This is a genomic window from [Actinomadura] parvosata subsp. kistnae (assembly GCF_900323885.1).
Classification (GTDB): Bacteria; Actinomycetota; Actinomycetes; order Streptosporangiales; family Streptosporangiaceae; genus Nonomuraea; species Nonomuraea composti.
In genome coordinates this window covers 1-11,627 of sequence record NZ_OOHJ01000012.1, presented here as the reverse complement: position 1 = coordinate 11,627, position 11,627 = coordinate 1, and the positions used below count along the sequence as shown (strand labels likewise).

The 11,627-nt window shown below is 67.9% G+C and carries 10 protein-coding genes and 1 pseudogene; 5 read left to right on the top strand and 6 right to left on the bottom strand.

Annotation, left to right across the window (positions count from 1 at the left end; translation table 11 throughout):
• Nucleotides 1-60: 60 nt before the first annotated feature.
• The 4 genes from KIS93_RS12950 to KIS93_RS12935 form a co-directional block, all read right to left on the bottom strand.
• Nucleotides 61-291, bottom strand: a complete 231-nt coding sequence (locus KIS93_RS12950) for a hypothetical protein (protein ID WP_186404144.1) — start codon at nt 289-291, stop codon at nt 61-63.
• Nucleotides 292-704: 413 nt separating this feature from the next.
• Nucleotides 705-1,151: a hypothetical protein gene (locus KIS93_RS12945; RefSeq protein WP_186404143.1), complete on the bottom strand. Its 447-nt coding sequence runs from the start codon at nt 1,149-1,151 to the stop codon at nt 705-707.
• 8 nt (nt 1,152-1,159) lie between these two features.
• Nucleotides 1,160-4,258, bottom strand: a complete 3,099-nt coding sequence (locus KIS93_RS12940; protein WP_186404142.1) for a Tn3 family transposase — start codon at nt 4,256-4,258, stop codon at nt 1,160-1,162.
• A gap of 357 nt (nt 4,259-4,615) precedes the next feature.
• Nucleotides 4,616-4,792 carry a hypothetical protein gene (locus KIS93_RS12935; RefSeq protein ID WP_186404141.1) on the bottom strand — a complete coding sequence of 59 codons (177 nt, stop codon included), beginning with the start codon at nt 4,790-4,792 and terminating at the stop codon, nt 4,616-4,618.
• Between the two features lie 348 nt (nt 4,793-5,140).
• Here KIS93_RS12935 and KIS93_RS12930 point away from each other — a divergent pair, with 348 nt between their 5' ends.
• From KIS93_RS12930 to KIS93_RS65060, 3 genes and pseudogenes are all read left to right on the top strand, one after another.
• Nucleotides 5,141-5,500 carry a PadR family transcriptional regulator gene (locus KIS93_RS12930; RefSeq protein ID WP_186404140.1) on the top strand — a complete coding sequence of 120 codons (360 nt, stop codon included), beginning with the start codon at nt 5,141-5,143 and terminating at the stop codon, nt 5,498-5,500.
• The gene (locus KIS93_RS12925) at nt 5,497-6,441 is read left to right on the top strand and encodes a hypothetical protein (protein WP_186404139.1); all 945 of its coding nucleotides are present in this window, start codon (nt 5,497-5,499) and stop codon (nt 6,439-6,441) included. Before KIS93_RS12930 ends, KIS93_RS12925 begins: the two co-directional genes overlap by 4 nt.
• Before the next feature lie 419 nt (nt 6,442-6,860).
• Nucleotides 6,861-7,084: pseudogene (locus tag KIS93_RS65060) on the top strand (IS5/IS1182 family transposase); the annotation flags it as partial.
• Here the strand turns inward: KIS93_RS65060 and KIS93_RS12920 are convergent.
• On the bottom strand, nt 7,081-7,800 hold the full coding sequence (locus tag KIS93_RS12920) for a TetR/AcrR family transcriptional regulator (RefSeq protein WP_186404138.1): 720 nt from the start codon (nt 7,798-7,800) through the stop codon (nt 7,081-7,083). The pseudogene KIS93_RS65060 and the gene KIS93_RS12920 sit on opposite strands and share 4 nt — an antisense overlap.
• A 161-nt stretch (nt 7,801-7,961) precedes the next feature.
• On the opposite strand from KIS93_RS12920, the gene KIS93_RS12915 reads away from it, so the two are divergent.
• Nucleotides 7,962-8,852 carry an MBL fold metallo-hydrolase gene (locus tag KIS93_RS12915; protein ID WP_186404137.1) on the top strand — a complete coding sequence of 297 codons (891 nt, stop codon included), beginning with the start codon at nt 7,962-7,964 and terminating at the stop codon, nt 8,850-8,852.
• Nucleotides 8,853-8,934: 82 nt separating this feature from the next.
• On the opposite strand, the gene KIS93_RS12910 is transcribed toward KIS93_RS12915, so the two are convergent.
• On the bottom strand, nt 8,935-9,432 hold the full coding sequence (locus tag KIS93_RS12910; protein ID WP_281261965.1) for a CGNR zinc finger domain-containing protein: 498 nt from the start codon (nt 9,430-9,432) through the stop codon (nt 8,935-8,937).
• A gap of 128 nt (nt 9,433-9,560) precedes the next feature.
• Between KIS93_RS12910 and KIS93_RS12905 the strand changes: the two genes are divergently transcribed.
• Complete coding sequence (locus tag KIS93_RS12905) at nt 9,561-10,415, top strand: alpha/beta fold hydrolase (RefSeq protein ID WP_222107449.1); 855 nt, start codon at nt 9,561-9,563, stop codon at nt 10,413-10,415.
• Nucleotides 10,416-11,627: the final 1,212 nt, after the last annotated feature.

Below are 11,627 nucleotides of genomic sequence, written 5' to 3'. Positions count from 1 at the left end.
ATCCGGGGTGAAGCTGTCCCAGGCAGCTCCGTCAGTAAGCCGTCACCGCCGTACCCCGGCTCAAGGGCCTACATCGCGCCGCGCGGGGCGGCGGGGCAGGCTGTGGATCATGCAGAAGTCTGCGCGGCCTTTCCGATGCGGCCCATGACATGCCCAGAGCACCCCGAACTGGAAGTCCTGCGGTGTCGCGTCGGCGTAGCTGAGCCGAATCCCGTCCGTGGCGCCCGGATCGGCCACGAACACCAGCGGAAGCGATATCTCGTCCTCGGTGTAGGCGGTGATGTGCGGCACCTCCGGCCGTGACGGTGCGCCCCTGGTCATGACGTGCCTGCCCCGAGACCGGTCCAGGGACCCGATCGTAGGCCGCCGAACGCCTGCGGCGCCGCACTTCCCGACGATCCCCCACAAACCGACACCACATGACGATGGCCGCCGGTACGGCGGCGCAGCCAGCGAGTCTGCACCACCACAACCGGTCGGCCCGATAACCCGATCGCGATAGGCCATGCGTGCCGGCCACCGCCGGCCTTTGCCCCTGTTACCAGGCCGGGGCCCCCGAACGCCTGCTCAAACGGCCCGCTCCGCCGCTGCCCTTCACCCACCGCCAGTGAGCTGGGCGAACGGGCTTATCGCACGGCGCCGTTCCTCCACCCTCTAAGGGCCGTATCGCGCCCCGTACGGACAAGGCCAGGAACGCCGCATACTCACCATGGTTCGTCGCGGGCGGCCAGCCCGTGCTTGGTGACGAGCGCGGCCAACGCGGTGCGCAGCACGGTGATCCGGGCGGCGGCGTCCGTGCCGTAGATCCCGACCGTCACCGTGGTCTCGGTGGCGTGGAAGGTGGTGCGGCGCTGTTCGGCGGCGCTGCGCGCGGCCGCGAGGATCCGGCCGCGCAGCCGCATCGCCTTACGCGGGTCGCCTTCGCGGTCCAGGCCGTCGATGGTCAGGTAGGCCAGGAACAGAGGGTCCGGGGTGGTGTCGGTGCTGCCGGGCTCGGGTTCAGCGTCCAGCGCACGCCGCAGCTCGGCACGCTCGGCACGGTTCAGGGGCCGCCGTCCGAGCAGGGCGGGCCATCCGTCGGAGCGGGACAGCACGGTGAAGCCGAGCCCGGCCCGTGCCGCGTCCGGGCCCGGAGGGGAGTCGTCGCTCATCGGGTGCCCTATTCCTCCGGCTCGTCCTCGACGGCGTTGGGCTCGCGCAGGTCCCGCAGGCGTCCTTCCTCCAGATGGGGGCGGTGGAAGGGGTAGGAGCCGTGGAAATTGACGTGCTCGAACAGCAGAGGTGACAGCCGGGCCTTGATCTCACGGCTGATGCCCAGGCCGTCGGCCTCCAGCCGGGCGACGGCGGCGTCGATGTAGAGGCTGTTCCACCAAGTGATCGCATTCAAGCCGAGGCCGAGGGCGCCGAGCTGGTTCTCCATACCGCGTTCATAGGCTTGGCGCAGCTGCCCGAGGTTGCCGAAGAACACGCGGCGGGCGAGCTGGTGGCGGGACTCTCCGGTGTTGAGCTGGGCGCCGATCATCCGCCGGTAGGACTCGAGGTGGATGATCTGGAGCAGGTGCAGCGTCTTGAAAATCCGGCCGTAGGCGGCGAACGCGTTGCCCAGACCGGTGAGCCGCCCGCCCGCGGTCATCATCTTGATCAAGTCATAGGCGCGGACCTTGTTCGTCGACAACGATCCGGCGACCCGGACCATATCATCCCAGTACTGGACGATCGCAGGGACCGACACCCGCCACAGCTGAAGCTCGTTGAACGCGCCCCACCCGTTGGAGCCGCGATGGTCGCGGGTGATCTCGCCCTTCAGCATGGCGGCGTCGACCCACCACAGCTGGGTGTCGGTGATGTCGGCATGACGGGGCGCGAACTGGTAGCCGCAGATCGCGAACATGCCGTAGACGACGTCGCTGTAAGAGCCGGTGTCGGTCGTGACGATGTCGGGCGGCTCGGTGGCGTCCAGGCGGTGGATGGCATCCAGGATGAACATCGAGTCCCGCATCGTCCCTGGCACCACCAGACCGCCGAGCCCCATCACCTTGTCCGATACGGTGTTCAGCCAGGTCGTGCCGCGCGGCCGCTTCCCGATCCCGAAGTACAGCGGAGACGGCCGCGAGTGCAGGGAACGGACGGGGACGACGAACCGCAGCCCGTCGGTGGAGGCGACCAGGCCGCCGCCCCAGTCCGCAGTGATCTCGATGCCGGCCTGCTTGTCCACCAGGATCGCGGAGGCCTTCCCGATGCCCTCACCGTGGAAGTAGCCCTTCTCCACCCCGACCAGGCGGCTCTCGCCCAACGCGGCGATGCCGGGCTTGGCGACCGGCGTCAGCCCGATGTTGCACGACCGGGCCACCAGCAACGCCGCCAGGCTCAGATCGAGGTCCTCGCGGCGCGCCTGCGACCCGGAGATGTGCGGCATCGCGTCCAAGAACCCCGTCCGGGCGTTGACCTCCAAGATCAGCTCCGGGTAGTCGATCCGGGGCAGCATCCCCGCGACCGCGTCGTGGATCGCGGCGAAACCCTCGGGGTGCGGGGCCGCCTCCAGCCGGGCCAGCGACAGCTTCCCGCCCGAGATCCTGGCCGCGTCGTTGCCCGCCAGACCCTCCCCAACCTGCCGGCACGCGCCGTCCAGAAGGTCGGCGAGGTCGGCCAGGTGCTCGGCGGGATCCGCCGGGAGGCCGAGCGCGGTCAGCACCGTGTCCCGCTCCCGCACCCACAACAGGGGTTCGATCAGCTGGACACGCGGATCGGCCCACTTGTCGGAACCGACCGCGTACACGTCCCGGCGGCGCAACGCGTCGTGCAGCAACTCCAGCACGCAGAACACGTAGGCGGGCCGGTCGATCGCCGGGGCCTGCAGCTTCGGATTGGCGAACACCAGCCGACGCCACGACCCCGTCACCAGGCCCTCGAACCCCCGGATGTGCTCGGCGCCCGGCTTGCGGGCCGCGATCACCTTCGGCAGGCCACGCAGCGCGGAAAGGACCTCGGTGCCGGCCTCGGTCGCACCCCAGGGGATCACCGCCGACAGCATGTCGATGAACGGCCTCACCGTCGCGTACCGATCGACCAGCGACGCCCGCCATTCGGCATCGCCGTCGTCGTCACCGCCCGGCGGCGGCAGCAACTCGCGCACCGACTCCACCGCGGCGGCCAGCTCCGCCCTGGACACCACGGTCTCGACCGCGGCCATCATCTCCGCGACCGACGCCGGCCCCTCACCCTCGGGCCGCTCCGCCAGGACGATCGCCCACGCCGCCGCCATGCGGGACGCCGCCGTCTTCAGCTTCGGGAAGGTCTTCAGCTTCTCCTTGTTGCTCGCCCGGGTCGCCCCCGACAGCAGCTTCGTCGACATCAGCAGGTCGAACAGCAGTAGCGCGTCATCCACCGACGACCGCTCCAACTGCCGTGCCGTCGCCACCAGCGTCGCGACCCGCCGCTCACCCTTCAAACTCTTGATCTTGGGGGCCTTGGCATGCAGCCCGTAGGAGACCAGCTCCGCCAGCTTCACCGGCGCGACCGCCGACAGATCCACCGCACCCGTCCCCAGCCCCAGCACGCAGGAGGTGCGATCCAGCGCAGCGACCATCCCGTTGCCGGTCAGCTTCACCACCGGGGTACGCATCCACTCCAGCGTCGAGACCCTCCTGCCTTCCGGCACCTCCAGCGTGCCGATCAGCTCCCGCCGCGTATGCACCGGCGTCGGCGCCACCACCGCCGTGTTGATCTCCTCCAGCGCCGACAACTGCACATCCCGCACCAGCCGCGCCAACGTCGTGATCCCCGGCAGCTGCACCCGCTTCTCGATCAGATGAAGCACCGCCCGGTCAAACAACTCCCGCCGCGAGTCCCGCGTCGTGGCCACCCGCGAGGCGACGAACCGCACGATCTCCTCCTCGGCCTCGGCGAACTCCCAGACCTTCAACAACTTCCGGATCTCGCCCGTGTGCTCGTACTGCGTCTCACTCCGCTCGGCGTACTGCTTGATACACGACGGATCGTCGATCCCCAGCTGCTCGGCGACGTAGTCGACCACCGCCCACGGAACCTCGATCGGATCCTCCAGGAACGTCCCCAGCATCCGTACGATGCCCCACTGAACGCTCCAGCCCAGCCGATTGTGCTTGCGCCGCTTCTTCCGAGCCTCCACCAGCCCCTGCTCATCAAGGAAGAAGAACTGCTCCAGCTCCTCGGGCGTCGGGTCGGCCACAAACGCCCCATACCGCCGGACCTGCTCGTCCGAGAGATAGTCAACAGCCACAGAACGCGACGCTATGGATGCAGACAGCCACTACCGATCAGTACACCCAAATCGAGACCAACCAAACGCCGAGCAACCCCGCCCTGCCGACCTGCGGATCCGTCCTTAGCGTAGCTACCCGTCAGTAGAGTCCTGGGCCCCCCGGACGGCGCAGCCTGCGCCGAGTGAGCTGGCGGCAGGGCACCAAGAACCGCCGGCCCGCACCCCGTCGGCAAGACCGTCAAAGGCTCCACACCCTCACGACACGGCAACAGTCCGGGCGATGACGAACAAGTTCGGCCTGCGAAGACCCCGGCGCAGCCGAGTCGATCTTGCTTCGACTGCGCCGATGTGCCCCTGAAGTAGCGATCTGCCGGCTCAGTTGCCGGGGTCGGACCTCGTTCCCATGTCGAACCTCGCCGTCACGGATGCTGCGCTCCAGTCGCTCACCTCATCGCCCCTGTCGACGCACAGCAGCCGCGCTTGCATGACGTCCGTCAACTGGCCGGCGCCGGGCAGGTGCTCCAGGGCGTTGACGAAGTGCCTGACGGCCATGGCAATACCCTGTCTGTCGTCGTCGAGGCCCTCGGCGTCAAATTGCTGACCGGACTACTCCGTTCGATGCCAGCAGCAGTCCTCCTCTCCCCCATAGACCGGCTACGGGCCGCGAGGCAAGGGGGCGCCCGGCACATGAAAACGGCTGTTGCCGTCCTCTATGGCTTCCGCGCCCGAACGACACAGCAGACCGCCGTGCTGCCCAGAAACGGGGCACAGAATGGCAAGGCTGTCGCTCACGGTAGGCCAGTGCCTCACAACCGGTGAACCGACCGGCCCTGAGGGCTCAGCATCCCCATTGCCATAGACTGCCGTGCAGTATATGTAGATGACATGACTATGCGATCAATGCAGGAGCCAACGTTTCTGATCTTGACCGCCCTGGCTGCGCAACCCCAGCACGGCTACGGCATCATGACCGATGTCGCACGGATATCCGATGGGAAGGTACGGCTGCGCACCGGCACCTTGTACGCCGCGCTCGACCGCCTCGAAGGCGAAGGGCTCATCCAGACCGACCGGGAGGAAATCGTCGACGGTCGCGCGCGACGCTACTACCGCCTGACCGCTGAGGGCACCTCCCGGCTGTCCGCCGAAGCACAGCGACTGCACCGCCACGCCGAGACCGCCTTCGCCCGGCTGGGCATCCCCCCAAGTACCGCCTTCAGCCCGTTCCCCCTCCCGCTATCGTCCCAGGAGGCCCGGTGACCTCCCTGGAGCGGCGCTACCGCGACCTGTTGAGGTGGTCCCAGTGGCACCGCCGGCTCCATGAACAGGAGATGCTCGCGGTTCTTCTCCAAAGCGCGGCGCCCGCCCAGCAGCGTCCTGCGCTATCTGATGCCCTGGATCTCATCCGCGGCGGCCTGCGCGTACGCATCCATCACGTCATCGGGGCCCCTTCGGCACCCCACTGGCGGCGAGCCGTCAACCTCGCTGCCCTGCTCGGGCCACTTGCCCTGTTCACCCGAGACCTAGCCGGCACCGCGAGCTTCGCCGCCCGATGGTTGCTCGACGCCCGCTCCGGCATACGGATCGTGAACTCCCCCGGCCATGTCGTCGTGCAACTACTTGCGTTCGCGCTCCCGTACCTGCTGATCGCGGCCCTCGCCTGGCATCGGCAGCGACGGCTCGCCGCGGCTTGCGCCTGGACCTGGGTGTTCGCGCACGCCTACCTGGTCACGACACCGCCCCACGATCCGGCTGTCACATCTGGCCTGGACCTGGCCCCCCATCATGTCACTCTGGATACCGGAATGGCCTACATCGGCGGCATCGCCCTCGTCGAGTCGGCCCACATCCTCCTCGCCATCCTGGCGACCCTTGCGATCGACCCCAAGGCCGCTTCTCTGTCGTTCGGCAAGACGCTGACCTGGATGACCGCCGGATTCGCCGCACTGCTGGCAGGCAACCTCCTGGTGTTCGTCATGCCCGATGACAGTGCACCGATGGCCTGCATTCTCCTCCTTGCCGTTCTGCTACCGGCAGCCGCAGTGGCCATCGGCTCTGCGAGCGGGCGCAGGGTGGCATTCATCTTGATCGTGTTACTCCCCGGAAACCCCGTGCACTCAGCCCTGGCGCTCACCGCGATAGCCATGGCGATCATCACGAGGCGCGCTACACGGAGAGCCGCCGCAAGAGATGTCCGATGAGCCAAGCCGCTCAAGGGGGGCCACGCCCCCGTGGAGGCAGAGACCCGCAAGCGCACAGCGCCGACCACACGACCCGGCAACACCCGGGATTGATACTGGCCCTGGCGGCGACACCCTTCGGCACCGAAAGCGACCTTGACGTGTTCGCCCATAAGCTCCGAGAGCAAAACTGCCGGCCGGCGTCACACGCGTACCGCGTAGGCGTTGAATCGGCCGATCTTGACAGTTCGAACAGCCTCAAGGACCAAGACACCGCTATCGACTGGCCGACGCGATGCGGCCGCTCAGCGAGCCGATGACATGTGGAACTACTGGTAAGGGCAGGTCAACTCGTACGGATTGTCCTGCGAGAGCTCTCACACAAGCCGCGGCCTTTACAGCGTAGATTAACTCAGTGATCTTACCCCTGGGGCGCTTAATTGGACATCAACGTCGAAGTCGCCTCCAGAAAACCCGACACTCGGGGATTTCAAGTCGTCAAACGCCGCCGGGTCGCCCGAAAGAAGCCTGGGCTAGCTCATGCTGTATCGGCACTTAACTCGCGACGAAACTCTTCCCACCAGTTTTCCGCCACGCGTCGGTCAGCAACCTGACCAAGCGCATAACGGACGAAACAATGCCAACCTGGCGAGACACCTACTAGGACATAGGCCGCAATTTACTCAAATCAAGCCCGCTCGATTCAAGGGGATGGAGAGTGCAGGGTGCGGATGAGGTGGTCGAGGGCGGCGGGGTTCGAGGGCGGGCGCCGGTGAGGGTGTCGAGCAAGGTTTGGGCGAGGATGGTCGCGGTGGTGACACGGGTGTCCTGCCGTTCGTCTCCGGTGAGCGTCGCGATCACCGCGTCGCGGACGCACTGCGAGATGTCGAGGCCCCCGAACAACTCGGGGAAGGACAGCGCCATCAGGCACACGCCCACGTTGGCCGACAGGATCGATTGGCTGGCGAGCTCGGGGCTGGTGCGGAGCCGGCCCGCCTGGCGGCAGCGCTCCACGGCCGACAGGAGCAGGGCCTGGGCTTCCTTGATCGCCCGCGGTTTGGCGTCTCCCACGGGGGTGAACATCAACCGGTAGAGGTGCGGGTTAGCCAGCGCGAACGTGACGTGGCTGTCCCAGGCCGTGCGCAGGTCCGCGACCGGGTCGTGGGTGAGCGGGTTTCGCCTCTTATTGGCGAGGAAGCGCTCGAAGCCGAGGTCGGCCACCGCAGCGAGCAGTCCCTGCTTGTCGCCGAACTGGCGGTAGATCTCGGGCATGCCGACGCCGGCCCGGTCGCAGATGGCCCGGGTGGAGACCGCCAGCGCGTCCTTGGTGGCGAGCAGTTCCGAGGTGGCTTCCAGGATGCGCTCTCGTGCCGTCGACATGACCCCATGTTAGCACCGCTAACAGCGCGGATCTCGCCCCGAGGTGCCCGCATCATTCCGTTTGTAGCTTCGCTTACGTTTCATGTTAGCGTTGCGAACATCTGGAGGCCGGGCTGCCGCAGAGCAGGCCGGCCGTGCATACGTGAAAGCTGGTGTTCCCCATGAACCGTTCGGCCGCCCTTCTCCGCGCCGCCTCGGTCGCCGTCGCCTCCGCCATGAGCGCGACCCTCCTCGCCGGTGGCGCCGCCGCCGAGTCCCGCCCGTCCGGTAGCCACGCGTTCACCGTGACGCACATCGGCGGGCCTACCGCGATCCTGGAGATCGCCGGCGCGCGCATCCTGCTCGACCCGACCTTCGATGAGCCCAAGAAGTATCCGAGCGGCCTGGAGAAGACGCAGGCTCCCGCGTTGGGCGTCGACGAGATCGGCAGGATCGACGCCGTGCTGCTCTCCCACGGCCAGCACGACGACAACCTCGACGACACGGGCCGCGAGCTGCTCAAGAAGGTGCCGGTCGTGTTCTCCACGCCCGGCGCGCGGAAGCGCCTGGGCACCCACATCACCGGCATGAAGAGCTGGAGCTCCAGGAAGCTTCGGACGCCGTACGGCTCGATCGAGGTGACCGCGGTGCCCGCCCTGCACGGTCCCGACGGCGTGGACCGCGGCGAGGACGGCGAGGTCACCGGCTTCGTGCTCAGCGGCAAGGGCGTCCCCACCACCTACGTCTCCGGGGACAACGCCTCGGTCAAGGTCGCCAGGCAGGTCGGCGACCGGATCAAGCGGCGGATCGGCCGCATCGACACGGCCGTCCTCTTCGCGGGCGCCGCCCGCACCGAGGCGATCCTCGACAACGCGCCGCTGACCCTCACCTCGAAGAGGGCGGCTCAGGTAGCGAAGGACCTCGACCCCCGCAAGGTGGTCGCGGTGCACACCGACAGCTGGAACATCTATTCCGAGGACATGCGGTCGCTCGTGCGGGCGTTCCGCGACCGCGGCATCGCCGGCAAGCTCGTCGACCTGACACCGGCCGGCCGTAGGAAGAACCTGTCATAGGGGGCAGGGCACTCAGCCTCGAACGCTGAGATCCGGCGGCCGGCAGTGCGGCGACCGGTGAACCATCACCGGTCGCGGCCGGTCACGCGCTCGGGCCGCCGGTACTCCTGTTGCGCTGGTGGAAGCGGCCCACCTTGGCCCGGTTGCCGCAAGCCTCCATCGAGCACCAGCGGCGACTGCCGTTCTTGCTCACGTCCAGGAACCACAGCACACACTGCGGATTGGCACACTTGCGCACCCGCTCCGCACGCTCGCCCATCATCCGGACGAAGCCGGCCGCCGCCACCCACCCGGGCCACCAGGCCGTCTCGTCCACGACCACCTCCTCGTACGGCTCCCCGCCCCGCATCCGGGGCCGCCACGCGCCATGGTCGAGGACGGCGTTGAGCCGGTCGGACCCGCGGCCCTCCAGCGCGTCCCGCAGCGCGGCACGGGCCTCCAACAGCCGCTCGCGCACCCCCTCCACCTCACCGTCGCCGTCCCAGCCGTGCTCGGCCAGCCACGCACGAACCCCTTCCAGGGCGTCGAACTGGTCGACCAGCGCCCCGTGCTCCACCCAGACGGTGTCGACCAGGTCCAGCGCGATGGGCTCCCCTTCAGTGGCCGCACTCTCACCTTAACCCCCAAAGTCGGTTTGACAGGTTAACGACAGCCATGCTACCACTTAACCGTCAAATTTAATTTAGCTGGTTAGAAAGGGTTCTGAGCATGCGCTACCGCACCGTGCCGATCGACGGACTCGACATCTTCTACCGCGAGGCCGGCGACCCGTCCGCCCCCACCCTCGTGCTCCTGCACGGCTTCCCCACCTCGTCGGTGGCCTACCAGGAGCTGATGGCCACACTGTCCGACGAGTTCCACCTCATCGCGCCCGACTACCCCGGCTTCGGTCACAGCTCCGCCCCCGACGCCGACGCATGGGAGTACACCTTCGACCACCTCGCCGACCTGGTGGACCGGCTGCTCGACGCCATCGGCGTCACCAGGTACGCGATCTACGTGCACGACTACGGCGCACCGGTCGGCTTCCGCCTCGCACTGCGCCACCCTGAGCGGGTCACCGGCATCGTCAGCCAGAACGGCAACGCCTACGAAGAGGGCCTGACCGCGTTCTGGGAGCCGTTCAAAACGGCATGGACCGACCCGTCGCAGGCCAACACCGACGCCCTGCTCGGCTACTACACCAGGGAGGCCACCCATTGGCAGTACACGCACGGCGTGCGCGACACCACCCTCGTCAACCCGGACAAGGCGGCCCTGGATCAGGCCGTGCTCGACCGGCCCGGCAGCCACGCCATCCAGCTCGCCCTCTTCCTCGACTACGCCACCAATCCGCCGCAGTACCCGCGCTGGCAGGAGTACCTACGCACTCACCAGCCGCCGCTGCTGGCCGTCTGGGGCCGCCACGACGAAATCTTCGGGCCGGACGGGGCACTGGCCTTCACCCGTGACGCGAAGAACGCCCACGTTCAACTCCTGGACGCCGGTCACTTCGCCTTGGAGACACGTGGCGCGCAGATCGCGGCCTTGGTCCGCGACTTTCTCCGCCGCCTGCCGGATTGATCCCGCGAAACTTGGCGGGGCGATCGGATTCGGCGATGACCGCGTTTCCCGGCGCTCCCGATGATGCCTTCGGCGCCGTTGCGGAGGGCTTACCCGCCGGACAGGTCCGACTGCCGTCCGGTAATAGGGATGAAACCCGCCCGCGGCCTCCCTGCTCACGGCGTTTTGGTGAATGGGCCATGCCGCTTCGTCGTTTTCGGCGGCGGCACTGAGCAGGGAAAAGGACGGGGCCGCGAATTCGGACCGGCCATTTGATCACTCTCCCCGGCGATATTACAGTTCCATGGCTATCGGGATATCCGAGCGGTAAGGGAGTCGCCATGCTGACGTACACAGAGCCGAAAGTAGAGGTCCTGGGGGCGGTTGAGGAGCTGACGCACCTGGGCTTCATCCTGCTCAGTGACAATCCGGCCCACCGCACGCTGCTGATCTGATTCCTTCTCGGTCCTCTTCCCGGAAAGCCGCTTTCCGGGAAGAGGATCGAAACGGCTCGGCGCATTCTGGAAAACTGAAGAGGAGAGGTCGCGGCAGTGGCTGTGGTACTGACAGGAGATTATCCGGGTGTTACGGCGACGTGCGGCTGGGCCGGCCCGTCACGTACGAGTGCCGCCCCTACGGGGAACGCCTTTCCCGCCCCGGAGACGTGGCCGTCCAGTGGACCAGGGCCGGCGCGAGCGGCGTGCCGGCGCCACCCGTGGACGGCGCCGGCCGCCATCTCACGCTGTCCGGCGTCCTGCACGGGCCGGTGACCCGCTCGTGGACGCGGCGCGTCATCGAGGCCCTGGAAAGCGGCCACGACGACGAGCTGGCCGCCGTCCCCGGGCCGCTCGCCGGCTGCCTGGTCACCACGGACAAGGTCTTCCTGTTCCGCAACGCGGTGGCCCCCGAAGGGCTGCTGTACCGGCGGGAAGGCTCACGCGTGCGCTGGTCGACCGATCCGCTGGACCTGCTCGACGGAACGCCGGACGACCTGGACGAGCAGGCACTGTGGCGCTGCTGCCGGGCGACGACGTCTTCGTCTACCGGCAGCCGCGCCCGTAGGCCCCGGCGAGCTGGTCGTCATGGACACCCGCAGCACCACCCGCCGCGTCTTCGACCGCATCACCCCGCTGGAGCTGCCGCGGCGCACGCCCATGGCGGAGTACGCCGACCTGGCCCACCGCATGCTTCTGGACGCGGTCCGCCCCTACGCCGGGCGCGGCAGGATCGGCA

Coding starts and splice junctions, on each gene's coding strand:
- KIS93_RS12915 (WP_186404137.1), top strand. CDS start 7,962: ATGAACCGTTCGGCCGCCCTTCTCCGCGCCGCCTCGGTCGCCGTCGCC.
- KIS93_RS12935 (WP_186404141.1), bottom strand. CDS start 4,792: ATGGCCGTCAGGCACTTCGTCAACGCCCTGGAGCACCTGCCCGGCGCC.
- KIS93_RS12930 (WP_186404140.1), top strand. CDS start 5,141: ATGCAGGAGCCAACGTTTCTGATCTTGACCGCCCTGGCTGCGCAACCC.
- KIS93_RS12905 (WP_222107449.1), top strand. CDS start 9,561: ATGCGCTACCGCACCGTGCCGATCGACGGACTCGACATCTTCTACCGC.
- KIS93_RS12945 (WP_186404143.1), bottom strand. CDS start 1,151: ATGAGCGACGACTCCCCTCCGGGCCCGGACGCGGCACGGGCCGGGCTC.
- KIS93_RS12920 (WP_186404138.1), bottom strand. CDS start 7,800: ATGTCGACGGCACGAGAGCGCATCCTGGAAGCCACCTCGGAACTGCTC.